The 15,060-nt window shown below is 70.5% G+C and carries 13 protein-coding genes; 4 read left to right on the top strand and 9 right to left on the bottom strand.

Going from position 1 to position 15,060, the window contains the following annotated elements; translation table 11 throughout:
- Nucleotides 1–117 precede the first annotated feature (117 nt).
- On the bottom strand, nt 118–1,662 hold the full coding sequence (guaB, locus tag CITRI_RS0108015) for an IMP dehydrogenase (RefSeq protein ID WP_010144204.1): 1,545 nt from the start codon (nt 1,660–1,662) through the stop codon (nt 118–120).
- Nucleotides 1,663–1,835: 173 nt separating this feature from the next.
- Here guaB and CITRI_RS0108010 point away from each other — a divergent pair, with 173 nt between their 5' ends.
- The gene (locus CITRI_RS0108010) at nt 1,836–3,290 is read left to right on the top strand and encodes a dicarboxylate/amino acid:cation symporter (RefSeq protein WP_010144203.1); all 1,455 of its coding nucleotides are present in this window, start codon (nt 1,836–1,838) and stop codon (nt 3,288–3,290) included.
- Nucleotides 3,291–3,590: 300 nt separating this feature from the next.
- Here the strand turns inward: CITRI_RS0108010 and groL are convergent, their stop codons facing one another.
- Together groL and groES are read right to left on the bottom strand one after the other, a co-directional pair.
- Nucleotides 3,591–5,183 carry a chaperonin GroEL gene (gene groL, locus CITRI_RS0108005; RefSeq protein WP_010144202.1) on the bottom strand — a complete coding sequence of 531 codons (1,593 nt, stop codon included), beginning with the start codon at nt 5,181–5,183 and terminating at the stop codon, nt 3,591–3,593.
- A gap of 236 nt (nt 5,184–5,419) precedes the next feature.
- Nucleotides 5,420–5,716 carry a co-chaperone GroES gene (groES, locus tag CITRI_RS0108000; RefSeq protein ID WP_010144201.1) on the bottom strand — a complete coding sequence of 99 codons (297 nt, stop codon included), beginning with the start codon at nt 5,714–5,716 and terminating at the stop codon, nt 5,420–5,422.
- Between the two features lie 364 nt (nt 5,717–6,080).
- On the opposite strand from groES, the gene CITRI_RS0107995 reads away from it, so the two are divergent.
- Nucleotides 6,081–7,199 carry a siderophore ABC transporter substrate-binding protein gene (locus CITRI_RS0107995; protein WP_010144200.1) on the top strand — a complete coding sequence of 373 codons (1,119 nt, stop codon included), beginning with the start codon at nt 6,081–6,083 and terminating at the stop codon, nt 7,197–7,199.
- Between the two features lie 34 nt (nt 7,200–7,233).
- On the opposite strand, the gene CITRI_RS0107990 is transcribed toward CITRI_RS0107995, so the two are convergent.
- The gene (locus CITRI_RS0107990; RefSeq protein WP_157998915.1) at nt 7,234–8,664 is read right to left on the bottom strand and encodes an SAM-dependent methyltransferase; all 1,431 of its coding nucleotides are present in this window, start codon (nt 8,662–8,664) and stop codon (nt 7,234–7,236) included.
- Here CITRI_RS0107990 and CITRI_RS0107985 point away from each other — a divergent pair.
- Nucleotides 8,663–9,142, top strand: a complete 480-nt coding sequence (locus CITRI_RS0107985; RefSeq protein ID WP_010144197.1) for a hypothetical protein — start codon at nt 8,663–8,665, stop codon at nt 9,140–9,142. The genes CITRI_RS0107990 and CITRI_RS0107985 overlap by 2 nt on opposite strands.
- A gap of 113 nt (nt 9,143–9,255) precedes the next feature.
- Nucleotides 9,256–10,116, top strand: a complete 861-nt coding sequence (locus CITRI_RS0107980) for a hypothetical protein (RefSeq protein ID WP_010144196.1) — start codon at nt 9,256–9,258, stop codon at nt 10,114–10,116.
- A gap of 142 nt (nt 10,117–10,258) precedes the next feature.
- Here the strand turns inward: CITRI_RS0107980 and CITRI_RS0107975 are convergent, their stop codons facing one another.
- The 5 genes from CITRI_RS0107975 to CITRI_RS0107955 form a co-directional block, all read right to left on the bottom strand.
- A complete protein-coding gene (locus CITRI_RS0107975; protein WP_010144195.1) occupies nt 10,259–10,534 on the bottom strand; it encodes a DUF1540 domain-containing protein in 276 nt (91 codons plus the stop codon).
- Nucleotides 10,535–10,789: 255 nt separating this feature from the next.
- Nucleotides 10,790–11,545: an ABC transporter ATP-binding protein gene (locus CITRI_RS0107970; protein WP_010144194.1), complete on the bottom strand. Its 756-nt coding sequence runs from the start codon at nt 11,543–11,545 to the stop codon at nt 10,790–10,792.
- Nucleotides 11,542–12,762, bottom strand: coding sequence for an iron chelate uptake ABC transporter family permease subunit (locus CITRI_RS0107965; RefSeq protein ID WP_010144193.1), 1,221 nt, complete (start codon nt 12,760–12,762; stop codon nt 11,542–11,544). Before CITRI_RS0107965 ends, CITRI_RS0107970 begins: the two co-directional genes overlap by 4 nt.
- On the bottom strand, nt 12,755–13,828 hold the full coding sequence (locus tag CITRI_RS0107960; protein WP_010144192.1) for an iron chelate uptake ABC transporter family permease subunit: 1,074 nt from the start codon (nt 13,826–13,828) through the stop codon (nt 12,755–12,757). Before CITRI_RS0107960 ends, CITRI_RS0107965 begins: the two co-directional genes overlap by 8 nt.
- A 192-nt stretch (nt 13,829–14,020) precedes the next feature.
- Entirely contained in the window at nt 14,021–15,058 is a 1,038-nt protein-coding gene (locus tag CITRI_RS0107955; protein ID WP_010144191.1) for a siderophore ABC transporter substrate-binding protein, read from the bottom strand.
- Nucleotides 15,059–15,060: the final 2 nt, after the last annotated feature.

Here is a 15,060-nt window from a genome sequence, read left to right as displayed (position 1 = left end):
CTTTCCAGCCTAGTGCAGACCCCGGACCCGCCGCGGACGCACGCCGGAGACAGCACGCCCCCGGAACCGGGTGGCGGTTCCGGGGGCGTGTCGGCCGGCGCGCCCGGGACGGGCCGGTCAGCGGCTCCGGTAGTTCGGGGCCTCCACCGTCATCATGATGTCGTGGGGGTGGGACTCCTTCAGTCCGGCCGGGGTGATCCGGACGAAGCGGCCGTTCCGCTTGAGCTCTCCGATGGACCGGGCGCCGGTGTAGAACATGGTCTGGCGCAGGCCACCGACGAGCTGGTGCACCACGGCGGACAGCGGGCCGCGGTAGGGCACCTGGCCCTCGATGCCCTCGGGGATCAGCTTGTCCTCGTCCGGCACGTCCGCCTGGAAGTAGCGGTCCTTGGAGTAGGAGCGCTTGCCCGACCGGGTCTGCATGGCCCCCAGGGAGCCCATGCCACGGTAGGCCTTGAACTGCTTGCCGTTGTAGAACACCAGGTCTCCGGGCGACTCGGCGGTGCCGGCCAGCAGCGAGCCGAGCATCACGGAGTCGGCGCCGGCGACCAGCGCCTTGCCGATGTCACCGGAGTGCTGCAGGCCGCCGTCGGCGATCAGCGGGACCCCGGCCGGGATGGTGGCCTTGGCTGCCTCGTAGATGGCCGTGATCTGCGGGACCCCGACGCCGGCCACCACGCGGGTGGTGCAGATCGAGCCCGGGCCCACGCCCACCTTCACGGCGTCCGCACCGGCGTCGACGATCGCCTTGGCGCCGGCGTAGGTGGCGGCCTGGCCGCCGATGATGTCCACGTGCTGCGAGGCCGGGTCCTTCTTCAGGCGCGCGATCATGTCCAGCACGCCCTGGGTGTGGCCGTTGGCGGTGTCCACCACGAGCACGTCCGCACCGGCCTCGACGAGCGCCATGGAGCGCTCGTAGCCGTCGCCGAAGAAGCCCACGGCGCCGCCCACGCGCAGCCGGCCCTCCTCGTCCTTGGCCGCGTCCGGGTACTGCTCGGCCTTGTCGAAGTCCTTGACGGTGATCAGGCCCTTGAGCCTGTTGTGGTCGTCCACCAGCGGCAGCTTCTCGATCCGGTGCTCGGAGAGCAGCCGGACGGTCTCCTCACGGGAGATGCCGACCTTCGCGGTGATCAGCGGCATGCGGGTCATCGCCGACTCCACCGTGCGGTGCGCGAACTCGGCACGCGGGATGAAGCGGGTGTCCCGGTTGGTGATGATGCCCAGCAGGGTGTCCGAGGCGTCCACCACTGGCAGGCCGGACACCCGGTACTGGGCGCACAGGTCGTCCCAGTCGGCGAGGGTGGCGTCCGGGCCCACGGTCACCGGGTCCGTGATCATGCCGGACTCCGAGCGCTTGACCCGGTCCACGTGGGCGGCCTGGTCCTCGACGGACAGGTTGCGGTGGATGATGCCCAGTCCGCCCTGGCGCGCCAAGGAGATGGCCAGCGGCGCCTCGGTGACGGTGTCCATGGCCGCCGAGACCACCGGGATGTTCAGGGTGATGCGCTTGGTCAGCCGCGTGGAGGTGTCCGCGTCGGCGGGGATCACGTCGGTGGCGTTCGGGAGCAGGAGGACGTCGTCATACGTCAGTCCGACGAAGCCGAAGGGATCGGCGGCGGTGGCCACCGGGTCGTCGGAGGGGCCGGAAATCTGTGCACTCACGGGCGGGGGGCCTTTCGGTCAGCGGGTTGCCCCCTAGTCTAGGCCCGCGGCAATAGTTGACGCCTTGAGTTCGCTCACACGCGATCCGGCCGCCCCTGCGACGCCCGTCACGCAGTCGTCACACGGCGCAACAGCATTATTCACCCGTGGTATAGCGGTCCTACCCTTTTCCGGTGACGACTTCCACCAGCACCGCACCCACTCCCACCCCCCGGCGACTGCCCGCCTGGACGACCAGCTTCGGCGTCCAGATCCTCGCAGCCCTGGTCCTCGGCCTCGCCCTGGGCCTGCTCGCCCGCTCGATGGGCCACACCGAGGAGACGCCCACCGGCCTCGGCGCCACCCTGCAGGTGATCGGCTCCAGCTACGTCTCCCTGCTGAAGACCACCGTCATCCCGCTGGTGTTCTTCGCCGTCGTCGCCTCGATCGCCAACCTGGCCAAGGTGACCAACGCCGCCCGGCTCGCCGCCAAGACACTGCTGTGGTTCGCCATCACCTCGCTCATCGCCGTGGTCGTGGGCCTCGTCATCGGCGCCGTGCTGCAGCCGGGCGTGGGCACCGGCCAGCAGGCCCCCGAGGGCTACGAGGGCAAGACCGGCAGCTGGTGGGCCTTCCTGCAGGGCCTGGTCCCCTCGAACTTCCTCGGGCTCTCCGCCACCACCACGGCCGCCGAGGACGGCACCCTGTCCACCTCCGTCAGCTTCAACGTGCTGCAGGTGCTGGTCATCTCCATCGCCGTGGGCATCGCCGCGCTGAAGCTCGGCGCCAAGGCCCAGCCGTTCCTGGACTTCTCCGCCTCCATGCTCGAGGTCATCCAGAAGGTGCTGTGGTGGATCATCCGCATCGCCCCGATCGGCACCGTCGGCCTCATCGGCAACGCCGTGGCCAGCTACGGCTGGGACACCATGGGCACCCTGGCCAAGTTCGTGGTGGCCATCTACATCGGCCTGGCCCTGGTGCTGCTCGTGGTCTACCCGGTCCTGGCCAAGGCCCACGGCCTGTCCGTCCGGCAGTACTTCACCGGGATGTGGCCGGCCTTCCAGATGGGCTTCGTCTCCCGGTCCTCGATCGGCACCCTGCCCGTGACCCAGCGCGTGGCCGAGCGCAACTTCGGCGTCCCGCGCGGTTACGCCTCGTTCGCCGTGCCCCTGGGCGCCACCACCAAGATGGACGGCTGCGCCGCCATCTACCCGGCCATCGCCGCCCTGTTCGTGGCCCAGTTCTTCGGCCTCGACCTGGGGTGGACGGACTACCTGCTGATCATCCTGGTCTCCGTGCTGGGCTCCGCCGCCACCGCCGGCACCACCGGTGGCGTGGTCATGCTGACACTGACCCTGTCCACGCTGGGCCTGCCGCTGGCCGGCGTGGGGCTGCTGCTCGCCGTCGACCCGATCGTGGACATGGGACGCACCGGCGTGAACGTGGTGGGCCAGGCACTGGTCCCCGCGTTGGTCTCCAAGCAGGAGGGCATCCTGGACGAGGAGCGCTACAACGCCTCCCGGTCCGGCGCCAACCTGCTCGCCGATGACGAGGAGGCCCTGGAGGCGGCGGATGCCGCGGCGTCCGGGACCTCCGGGAAGGGTGGTCCGGCCGACGATTCCGTGCTCGAGCCCACGCGCACCCGCTGAATCGGATGGGGCGGGGCCGTGGCCACTGAGCCCCGGTCCCGCACCACCGGATCCAGCTGAGTCAGGTCCGCTGAGCCAGCGCCCGCGAGCAGCACATCGTCCCAGGATGGACATGTCCCCCGTGGATCCACGGGGGACATGTCCATCCCGTCATGTTTTCGGGGCTTTCCGGGCCGACCACACCACCCCTTAAACACGACGTGGCATCCCCCGCATCTGCGGGGAATGCCACGTCGTCGGTGTCAACGCCCGGAGGCGTCAGCGGCGCCGGCGGACCGAGCCACTGCCGAGGTCAGGAGATCAGTCCTCGTCCTCGTCCTTCTTGTCCGCCACCAGGGTCTCGGTGGTCAGCACCAGCGCCGCGATGGAGGCAGCGTTGGCCAGGGCGGAGCGGGTGACCTTGACCGGGTCGATCACGCCGGCGGCCAGCAGGTCGCCGTACTCGCCGGTCTTGGCGTTGAAGCCGTGGTTCGGCTCGAGCTCGGCCACCTTGGCGGTGACGACGTAGCCGTCCTCGCCGGCGTTCTGGGCGATCCAGCGCAGCGGCTGCACCAGGGCCTTGCGGACGATGTTCACGCCCGCGGCGGCGTCACCGGACAGGGCCTGGACGGCCTCGTCCTGGTCCAGCACGGACAGCGCGTTGATGAGCGCGGTACCGCCGCCGGCCACGATGCCCTCCTCGAGAGCGGCGCGGGTGGAGGACACGGCGTCCTCGATGCGACCCTTGGCCTCCTTCAGCTCCACCTCGGTGGCGGCGCCGACCTGGATGACGCCCACGCCGCCGGCCAGCTTGGCCAGGCGCTCCTGCAGCTTCTCACGGTCCCAGTCGGAGTCCGTGGCCTCGACCTCGGCCTTGATCTGGGCCACGCGGGCGTTCACGTCGTCGGCCGAGCCGGCGCCGTCCACGATCGTGGTGTTGTCCTTGGTGACGGTCACGCGGCGGGCGGTGCCGAGCACCTCGAGGCCGACCTGGTCCAGCTTCATGCCGAGGTCCGGGGAGACCACCTGGGCGCCGGTGAGGGTGGCGATGTCCTGCATCATGGCCTTGCGGCGGTCGCCGAAGCCCGGGGCCTTGACGGCCACGACGTTCAGGGTGCCGCGGATCTTGTTGACCACGAGGGTGGACAGGGCCTCACCCTCGACGTCCTCGGCGATGATGAACAGCGGCTTGGACGCCTGCAGGACCTTCTCCAGCAGCGGCAGGAACTCCTGCACGGAGGAGATCTTGCCGGAGTTCAGCAGGATATAGGGGTTCTCCAGGACGGCTTCCTGGCGCTCGGCGTCGGTCACCATGTACGGGGACAGGTAGCCCTTGTCGAACTGCATGCCCTCGGTGACCACCAGTTCGGTGGAGGTCGTGGAGGACTCCTCGATGGTGATGACGCCGTCGGTGCCGACGGTGTCGAACGCACGGGCCAGCAGCTCGCCGACGGTGTCGTCCTGGGCGGAGATGGCGGCCACGTTGGCGACGTGGTTGCCGGAGACCTCCACGGCGTTCTCGGACAGGCGCTTGTCGATGGCGGCCACGGCCACCTCGATGCCCCGCTTGACCTCGTTCGGGGCGGCACCGGCGGCCACCTGGCGCATGCCCTCGTTGACGAGGGCCTGGGCCAGCACGGTGGCGGTGGTGGTGCCGTCGCCGGCGACGTCCTGGGTCTTGGTGGCCACTTCCTTGGCCAGCTGGGCGCCCATGTTCTCGTACGGGTCGTCCAGCTCGATGTCACGGGCGATGGTCACGCCGTCGTTGGTGATGGTGGGTGCGCCCCAGGCCTTGTCGAGGACGACGTTGCGCCCCTTGGGGCCGAGGGTGACCTTGACCGTGTCGGCCAACTTGTCGATGCCGGCCTGCAGTGCGCGGCGGGCCTCATCGTTGAAGGCAAGCTGCTTCGCCATGAACGAAGCTCCTTTCGGGTGTGGACGGCGGCTCCGGGCCCGGCCGGGCATCCGGTCGCCGCGTCGAGGTGAAGGTGGGGGGCCGGCGTCGTGCCCCGTCCGGTGCCCAGCGGGTCCGGAGGTCACGACGTCGGCGCTGACGCGATCAGGCCCGGCCGGCTGAGGTGCCTGGCCGGGCCTGGTGCGTCAACCGGACGCGGTGCCGTGCGGACGCACGGACCGGGTCCGGTGGAAGATCACTTGGTGACGATGGCCAGCACGTCGCGGGCGGACAGCACGAGGTAGTCCTCGCCGCCGACCTTGACCTCGGTGCCGCCGTACTTGGAGAAGAGCACGACATCGCCCTCGGCGACGTCGACCGGGATGCGGTTGCCGTTGTCATCGACACGGCCGGCGCCGACGGCCACGACCTGGCCCTCCTGCGGCTTCTCCTTGGCGGTGTCCGGGATCACCAGGCCGGAAGCGGTGGTCTGCTCGGCTTCCAGCGGACGGACAACAATGCGATCCTCAAGGGGCTTGATGGAGACAGACACGTCTGTACTCTCCTTCTCTGTGGTAGGCCAGACCACGGGGGTCCGACCGGCGTCAGTGGATTCTGCTGTGCGCCGTAGGCTGGCCAACCGTCGTCGCGGGTGCCGGATGGCAGGTCCTTCAGGCTTGGCACCCGGTGCCCCGGAGTGCCAGAAATGACTCTAGGACGAGGCTTAGCACTCGGTCAAGGCGAGTGCCAGCCGTGTCCCCGGGAACCGTCCGGGACACCGGTCCGCATCCCCGCGTCCAGGACTCTGGCCGCACCCGGCCACGGGCTGACACAATGGAGGGGACGCGATCGCCCCGGCCTGCCGGGCCGCGGACGGCCGCGGGTTCCGCCGCTCCGCTGATCACGGGAGGACCATCGTGTCCCTGCACGGCCCGCAGGACGGGCCCCTCGCCACCACCCTCCGATCCGCACGCCCCCGTCCGGGGTCCCGGGCGCTGCGTCGCGCCTCGGTCATGCTCGCCGCCTCGACCGCGGTCCTGGTCCTCGCGACCGCCTGCACCGGCGGGCCCGCCGAGCCACCGACGTCCGGCTCGCCGTCCGGCACGGCCTCTGGCACCCCCGCGCCCTCCCCCACCGGTTCCAGTGCAGGCGACACCGTCACCGTGGAGCACGCCCAGGGCACCACCGAGGTCCCTGCCGGTCCCGAGAAGGTCTTCGTCTTCGACCTCGGGGTCCTGGACTCCCTGAACGCGCTGGGCATCCAGCCCGACGGCGTGCCGGACGCGCCCTACCCCGAGGAACTGCAGCCCGTGGCGGACGGCGCGGAGGTTCGCGTCGGCTCCCTCACGGAGCCGGACCTGGACGTCATCGCCAAGGAGGAGCCGGATCTGATCATCATCTCCGCGGCGACCGCGGAAGCGTACCCCGAGCTGTCCGGGATCGCCCCGACCATCGACCTGTCCGTGGATCCCTCGGCCCCGATGGAGTCCTTCACCCAGAACGCCACCGCCCTGGGCGAGGTCTTCGGCCGGGAGATGCAGGTGCAGGCCGCGCTCAGCGGGATCGAGACGAAGATCGAGGATGCCCGCGCGACGCTGAAGGACGCCGGGAACACCAACGGGCTGGTGGTGATGACGGGATCCGGCGAGATCACGGCCTTCGGCCCGGAGTCACGCTTCGGCCTGATCCACGACGTGCTCGGCGTGCCCAGCGCGACCCCGGTGATGGCCGAGGGCACGGACGGCGCACCGGCCTCCCCCGAGTTCATCGCCGACGCCGACCCGGACAACCTGTTCGTCATCGACGAGGACGCCGCCCTTGGCCGGCAGGGAGCCACCGCCGAGGACGTGCTGGACGACGACCTGGTCAGCGGCACGAAGGCGGCCCGGAACGGCAAGGTCATCTACCTCGATCCCGCGGACTGGTACCTCGTGGGATACGGCCTGGACAACCTGCACCGCGTGGTCAACGAGGTCGTCAACCACGTGGCCACGGCCTCCCCCACCGGCCTCGGGCGGGACGTCTCCGGCACCTGAGCCGGCGTGCCGGTCGCACCGGTCCGTCAGGCTGTCAGGCCGGGGTGACCTCCACGGCGACCCGTTCCTCGCCGATCCGCGTGAGCACGAGGGTGGCGTGCCGGCCGGAGCGCCTCGACGTCTTCGACCCCTTCGAGCCCTTGCCGGACATGAGCTGGCGTCGCAGTTCCTCGGGGGTGACGGCCATCCCGCGCTTCTTGATGTCCAACCGGCCCACCCCGGTCTCCTGCACCCAGCGCCGCAGGCCCTTGACGTTGAAGGGCATCACCGACTCGATCCGGTAGGCCCGCGCGAACGGTGACTCCACCGGCTCGTCGGCCCGGAAGTAGGCGATGTGCTCATCGAGCAGTGCCCCGCCGGACGAGGCGAAGTCGCGGTGGATCAGGTCGGCCACCAGTCCGGCCCGGATCACGGCGCCGTCCGGTTCGTAGAGGTACCCGCTCAGGGCCTCCACGCCACCGACCGGCACCTCGGGAGAGCCGCCGAAGCCGGTCCCCGCGGTGATCTCGTGGTGGCCGCCCCGGCCTCCCGCCGTCGTCGGGCCCGCTCCGGGACCGGACATGACCAGGGCGCTGCGGCGCACGCCGTCCCGGGCGAGGGCGTTGAACCACAGCACGGCCTCGGTGACGTCCCCGTCCACCGAGACCCACTGCGCCTCGCAGCCGGCGGGCACGGACTCGTGCGGCAGGCCGGGGCCGAGCTTCACGCCGACGGCGGTGCCGCGCCCGGCGAGGGACTCGACGAAGGACAGCGGCGGGGAGAACGCCTCCGGGTCGAACACCCGGCTGGACCCGGAGGTGGACAGCACCCGGCGGGCGGGGTCGAGCCAGTAGCCCTCGGGCTCGGTGCCGTTCGCCTGCGCCGCGGCCACCCAGTCCTGCGCGTCCGCACCGACCACGGTGGCGTGGGGAAAGGGCATGAGGTTGATCGTCGCCGCCGCGGCCACCGTCTCGTCCCGCTCCACGGCGGTCACCTCGAGGTCCAGCGCGGCCATGGCCATGGCGTCCGCCCCGAGGCCGCAGCCCAGGTCCGCGACGGACCGGATCCCGGCGCCGGCGAACCGCCCGGCGTGCACGGCGGCCACGTTCATCCGCGTGGCCTGTTCCAGGCCCGCCCGGGTGAAGACCATGTGCGCGGCGAAGGGACCGAACTTGGCGGCGGCCTGGTCCCGCAGCTTCAGCTGGGTCAGCACGGCCGAGACGAGTTCGGGGGCGTGGCCCGCGGCGCGCAGCCGGGTGGACATCGCCAACGCCTCCGACTCCCGGTAGCCCTCGAGGGAGTTCAGCAGCTGCCAGCCCTCGGCGGTCAGGACGGGGGCCAGGACGGTGACGTCCCGGCTGCCGGTGGGCGCCGCTGACGACGACGGCGGGGCACCGCCCGCGGCGGGCTGCGGACCGGACGGTGCGGGCGAGGACGAGGAGGAGGAGGCCACCCGTCCACGGTACCGGCGGTACGCTGGAGACATGTCCCACCGTCCTGAGTCCCGCCCGCCCGCGACCGGCTCCGCACGGGGGTTCCGGGAGGGCCTGGACCCGGACCGCGACTGGGACGGCGCCCCCGGATTCGACCTCATCGGCCGTTTCGAGGACGACCGGGACGGGGACCGGCGCGAGGACGGTGACGACGCCGGGGCCGTGGAACCCGTCGTCGACGACGCGACGCGGCCGGCGCCGCTGTGGTGCAAGGTGCTGCTCTACGCCTCGATGGGCGTGGGCGTGGTCGCCGCGCTGCTGCTCATCATCACCGTGGTCGCCCAGGTGTTCGTCGCCGGGACCTTCACCCTCGGGGGCGGGGACCTGCTCTCGGACTCGGAGACCGCCCAGGCCGTGCGCCGGGATGTCGTGTGGGTGCCGCTGACCGGCCCGCTGGTGGCCCTGGGGGTGGCCTTCGTGGGGCTGTGCGTGGCGTCCCTCGGCATCTTCCGGGCCCGCCGACGGGACTGAGCCGGTCCTTCTGCGACGTTCTGAGACGCCGCGAGACGCATAAGCGTACAAGCGGCTTGCTTAATTCGGTTAGGCGTGCCTTACTAGGATGCGACCGTCCTGGAAGGATCCCCATGAGTTCGACTCCGCGCACTCCCCCGACGTCCGCCTCGTCCGTCCCCGCCCTGCGTTCCGCCCACGCCCGCTCGCTCACGCGCCGCATGCTCTCCGGCGAGGGTGCCGTCGAGCTCACGGCCTACCGTGCGGGCGAGACACTCTCCTCCGCGGTGCACTGCGTGTCCCGCACCGGACAGCTGGTGGTGGCGGACATCCCGAACCTCTTCCATTCGCTCGGCGCGTTTCACACCCCCGAGGACATCGAGGTGCGCGTGGACATCGTCAAGGACGCCGCGGATCACGGCCTGAACCTGAGGCTGGCCTCGGTGCACCTGCTCGGCACGCTGCGCTGGTGCCGGGACACGGCGCAGGTGGAGGCCCTGGGACTGCAGGGGCGCGTGGCCGACCTGGTCCACGACGTCGGACCCCGCGTGCGCGTGGGCGTGGTCACCACCGAACGGGTCCTGTTGCACGACTGCTCGGGCGTCAACGCCCACGGCGAGGCCGTCCTCGTGGAGGCCTCCGCCGCGCCGTCCCCGGCCGACGCCCCGGCCGACGCCCTGGCCGATGCCGTCCTGGCCACGGCGCCCCAGCTCCTGGCCAACGTCGCCGACGCCGTCCTGGACGGCGAGATCGCCGGCTGGGCGGAACCCCTGGACGTCCCCGCCACGGAGGACCTCACGGTCGACCCCGTGCACTGCGTGGACGTGGACCACCACTGCGTGTCCCTGGCCCGCTTCGCCGGAGACCAGGGCTGGGTCGTGCAGGTGCCGCTGCCCTCGCCCTCGGAGGCCTCACCCCTGCAGGACAGCTCCCGGGCCTGGCATCACCTGCTCGGCTCCCTGCCCGCGCGGCTGACCGCCGACCTCGCCTCCTGAACTGAACCGCCGGGCCCACCACCGTGGCCCCGCACGCCAAGGCCCCGGCCCGTGGAGCATGGACTGCTCCCCGGACCGGGGCCTTGGCACTGCGTCACCGCGGGACGGTGGACACACGGACTCCCGGGCTGCGCGCGGCAGCTCAGGCGACGGTGTAGGTGGCGCAGGTGGCGGTGTCGGTGACCTCGATGCCCTCAGCGGAGCACATCAGGTCGCTGTTGAACTTGCACTCCAGGCGGTGGCAGGCGCCCACGCTGCTGGCCTCGGAGGTGACGGGACGGCGGGCGTCCAGCTGCACGAAGGTCCCGCAGGTGGGCTGGGACTCGGAGCCGGCCACGGTGATGGCCAGGGCGTTGCAGTTGTGCTCGGCGTTGAAAGAACATGCGGTGGTGGCGCAGGAGCGCACGGCGGAGGTCATGGTGCTACATCCTTCGGTCCAAGCTCGGACGCTGGTGCCCGGGCGTTGGATTAAGAATACGCCGACCCTGGAAAGCCGCAAGCAAGGCGAACCTTAAGATATTCTTAAATACGTCAAATCGCCATAGGCAAATTCGGGAAATGGCTCATTCGGGCCCCCGGGTAAACCCCGTCCGTTCCCCATGCCACACCACACGCCACACCAGGCCCACCAGCCCCATCCGCTACGCCGCGCCAGCCCGGCCGCCGGTGTCGATCAGTAGTACACCGCCAGGCGGCTCTCCGGGCCGTCGATGACCGAGACCGGGGTGTTGAACACCCGGGTGAGGACCTCGTCGGTGATGATCTCCGCGGGCGGGCCGAACTCGGTGACCTGGCCGTCGTTCAGCGCCAGGATCCAGTCGGCGTACCGCGCGGCGAAGTTGATGTCGTGCAGCACGATCACCACGGTGCGGCCCAGCTCGTCCGCGGCCCGCCGCAACTGCTTCATCATCTGCACGGAGTGCTGCATGTCCAGGTTGTTCAGCGGCTCGTCCAGCAGCACGTAGTCGGTGTTCTGGGCCAGCACCATGGCCACGTAGGCGCGCTGGCGCTGGCCGCCGGAGAGCTGGTCCAGGTAGCGGTTCTCCAGCGGACCGAGGTTCAGGAAGTCGATGGCCTCGGAGATGTAGTGCTCGTCCTCCTGCGTCAGCCGGCCCTTGGAGTACGGGAACCGTCCGAAGCCCACGAGCTGGCGCACGGTCAGCCGGGTGATGAAGTGGTTCTCCTGGCGGAGGATGGACAGGATCCTCGCCACGGCCTTGGACGGGGTGTTGATGATGTCCTGGCCGGCCACCTCGATCCGCCCCTCGTCCACCCGCAGCAGCCGGCCGATCATGGTGAGGATGGTGGACTTGCCGGCCCCGTTGGGACCCACGAGGGCGGTGATGCCCCCCGCGGGGAGCTCGACCGAGATCGGCCCGATCGTGGCCTCCTCGCCGTAGTGCTTCGTGACGCCTTCGAGGGTGATCACAACCGGCCCTTCCTGAGGATGACGATGAGGAACACGAGTCCCCCGACGAGTTCGATGATGATGGTCACGGCACCGGCCGCGTAGAAGATGTTCCGCAGCACGAAGTAGGCCCCGGAGAGCACGGTGTAGCCGATGAGGAAGGACACGGGCAGGATCAGCCGGTGGTCGTAGGTGTCCGTGAACTGGTAGGCCAGCGTGGCCACGAGGAACCCCAGGAAGGTCATGGGGCCCACCAGCGAGGTGGTCATGGCCATGAGGATCGAGACCAGCGTCAGCACGATCATCGTCTCGCGCTTGTGGTTCAGGCCCAGGTTGTTCGTGGCGTCCCTGCCCAGCGCCAGGACGTTCAGCCGGTGCGCCCGGCTCCAGAGCAACCCGGCGCACACCAGCACGATCGGGATCGCATAGGGCAGGTACTCGCCCTGGGCATTGGAGATGTTGCCGAACAACCGGGCGGTGAGCACGTCGAACTCGTTGGGGTCCAGCACGCGCTGCATGAAGGTGGACAGGGCGCCCATGCCGCCGCCGAGGACCACGCCGACCAGCAGCATGATGTGCATGTTGCCGAAGCGCCCGGACAGCAGCCAGCTGTAGAGCAGCACCGCGAAGGCCACCATCAGTCCGGCCTGCAGGAAGAACTGCCCCACGCCGACCACCATGGTCACACCGGCCACGCCGAAGAAGAACACGGCGGCCGTCTGCACCAGGACGAACAGCGACTCGAAGCCCATGATCGACGGGGTGATGATGCGGTTGTTCGTGGCCGTCTGGAAACTCACGGTGGCGAACGCCTGGCACGCGGCCACCACGAGCATCACCACGATGCTCTCCACGCGCATCTGCGCGATCAGCCAGAAGCCCCGGGAGCCGAACTCCATCGGGTTGTCATAGGCCAGGTTGCCGAGCGTGAACAGGGCGGCGGCCACCACCAGCCCGCCCACCAGGGCGAGGTAGCGCACCTTCGCCCTCCGGGAGCCGAAGGGCCCGGAGTGCCGCGGGGACGGGGTGGTCCGGGCGGGGCCGCGTGGCGGGGTGGTCCGGCCCGGCGGGGTGGTCCGGGCGGGCCCGACGGCGGCCGTCCGGTCAGTGCCCACCCCGCCGGCGCGCGCGACCGGGTCGGCGACCGGACCGGACGCGGTGAGTTCCGGCGTCGTGCCCCGGCCCGGGTACCCGGTGAACGGGGCGGGGGTGACCGCGGGGATGCTGAGCTCAGACATGCTTGCGCCTCCTGACGAGCAGGCCGATGAAGACGACGGCGCCGACCACGCCGAGGATGAGGGAGACCGGAACCTCGAACGGCATGATGACGGTCCGGCCGATGATGTCGCAGACGGTGACCACCCAGACGCCCACGAGGCAGACCCAGGGCAGGTTGGTGCGCAGGTTGTCCCCCCGGAACAGGGAGACCACGTTGGGCACGATCAGGCCCAGGAAGGGCAGGGCCCCGATCACCACCGTGACCACTCCGGTGACGATCGCGATCATCGAGACGCCGGTCAGCAGCACCACGGTGTAGTTGAGCCCGACGTTGGTGGCGACGTCCCGGCCGAGGCCGGCGACCGTGAACCGGTCGGCGAGGACGAAGACGAGCACGGCCACGGCCAGCACGATGAACAGCAGCTCGTACCGGCCCCGCACCACGCCGGTGAAGCTGCCGGCGAACCAGATGCCCAGTTGCTGGAGCATCTCGGTCTGCAGCGCCACGTAGGTGGACAGGGCGCCCACGACGGCGCCGAGCATGATGCCGATGATCGGCACGATCAGCGAGGACTTCAGCGTCACCCGCTGCAGGAAGAGGAAGAAGACCACCGTGCCGACGAACGAGAACAGGATGGCGCCGACCATCCGGTCCATGATGGTGGCGTTGGGGATCACGATCATCGTCAGCAGCAGCCCCAGCCCGGCCCACTCGGTGGTGCCGGTGGTGGTGGGCTCCACGAAGCGGTTCTGGGTCATGAGCTGCATGACGAGCCCGGACATGGCCATCGCGGCGCCGGCCAGGACCAGGGCGATGGTCCGGGGCACGCGCGTGATGAAGAACATCTCCCAACCGCCGTCCGCGGTGGTGATGTCGTAGACCCCCACGAACAGGGAGACCAGGACCAGCCCCAGCGTCAGGACGATGCCGGCCAGCAGGGGCCAGGCGGTACGCCAGCGGCCGTCCAGGGGGCGGGCGCCCTCCTCGGGCAGCCCCTCGGTCCCCCCGGGGTTGGCGGTCTGGTAGCCCGCCCCCAGGGGCGCCGGTTGCGCCTCGGGATCCGGATGCTCGTAGGCAGTGGTCACGGTTCGTCCTGTCCACGGGGCCCGGTGCAGACCGGGGTCCCCAGATCGTGGCACAGCCCGGATGCGTGGATCCGGCAGGGTGAGCCCTGCCGGCCGCATCCGGGCCGTGCTGCGGGTGAGGTCCCACCGCCGGGCGCCCCGCGGGATCGCCGCGGGGCGCTCGGGCCGGTGGGACCGGTCACCACGCGGTGGTTACTTGCCCTCGAAGGCGTCCGCGAGGTCGGTGAGGAAGGTGGTGTAGTTCTGGATGTCCTCGACCACGTAGAAGTTCTCGGGCATGTAGACGATATTGCCCTCCTTGACGGCGGTCACGTCCTTGAGCGCCTCGGAGCCCTCGATCAGCTCGGCGGCCGGGGTGAACTCCTCGCCGTTGCGACCGGCCGTGGCGGCGTCGCGGTCCATGACGATCAGCCAGTCCGGGTTGGCCTCGGCGATGGCCTCGACCGAGATGTCGTCACCCTGGTGGTTGGTGGAGCCCTCGCGGTCCAGGGCGGGCTGGAGGTCGAGCATGTCGAACACTGGGCCGATGGCGCGGCCGGTGGAGGGGGCGGCGTAGGACAGGTCACCGCCGGAGGCGATCAGCCCCACGACGGTCTCCTCGGCGGGGTAGGCCTCCTTGGCGCGCTCGATGGAGGCGTCGAAGTCGGAGATGAGGGTCTCGGCCTCGGCCTGCTGGCCGAAGACGTCGCCGAGCAGGGTGGTCAGGCGGCGCAGCTCCTCGTCGAGTGGCTTGCCCTCCGTGACGTTGGTGTCCACCAGGGCGGCGTCCTCGGGGATCAGCCCGGCGATGTCGCCCTTGAGGTCGCTGAAGCGCTGGCCGTTCAGGACCAGGTCGGGCTCGGCCTCGACGAAGCCCTCCATGTTGGGCTCGCGGTGGCTGCCCAGGTCGATGACGCCCTCGGCGGTGGGGTAGGAGACGATGTCCTTGTCCATCAGCGGCAGGGGGCCGGCGGCGAGCTCGACGCCCCACTCGTCCAGCGTGCGGAAGATCCGGTTGTCCGTGGCCACGATGCTCTCGGCGGGCATCTGGACCGTGACCGTGTCACCGGCCATGTCGGTGACCTCCTGCGGACCGGCCTCGGCCGAGGCCGACGAGGACGCCGAGGCAGAGGCAGAGGCCGGGGCGGAGGACTCGGTGGAGCCGGACGTGGCGCCTCCACAGGCCGTCAGCGCGAACGCCGCGGTCGAGACGAGGGCAACCAACCCGAGGCGGCGGTTCTTGATCTTCATGC

The organism is Citricoccus sp. CH26A, from assembly GCF_000224415.1.
In the GTDB taxonomy this organism is placed as follows: Bacteria; Actinomycetota; Actinomycetes; order Actinomycetales; family Micrococcaceae; genus Citricoccus.
Note: the sequence above shows the minus strand (reverse complement) of the source record. Positions and strands in the feature narration are given on the sequence as shown.

Coding starts and splice junctions, on each gene's coding strand:
- groL (WP_010144202.1), bottom strand. CDS start 5,183: ATGGCGAAGCAGCTTGCCTTCAACGATGAGGCCCGCCGCGCACTGCAG.
- CITRI_RS0107980 (WP_010144196.1), top strand. CDS start 9,256: ATGAGTTCGACTCCGCGCACTCCCCCGACGTCCGCCTCGTCCGTCCCC.
- CITRI_RS0107965 (WP_010144193.1), bottom strand. CDS start 12,762: ATGTCTGAGCTCAGCATCCCCGCGGTCACCCCCGCCCCGTTCACCGGG.
- CITRI_RS0107990 (WP_157998915.1), bottom strand. CDS start 8,664: ATGTCTCCAGCGTACCGCCGGTACCGTGGACGGGTGGCCTCCTCCTCC.
- CITRI_RS0107985 (WP_010144197.1), top strand. CDS start 8,663: ATGTCCCACCGTCCTGAGTCCCGCCCGCCCGCGACCGGCTCCGCACGG.
- CITRI_RS0107955 (WP_010144191.1), bottom strand. CDS start 15,058: ATGAAGATCAAGAACCGCCGCCTCGGGTTGGTTGCCCTCGTCTCGACC.
- CITRI_RS0107975 (WP_010144195.1), bottom strand. CDS start 10,534: ATGACCTCCGCCGTGCGCTCCTGCGCCACCACCGCATGTTCTTTCAAC.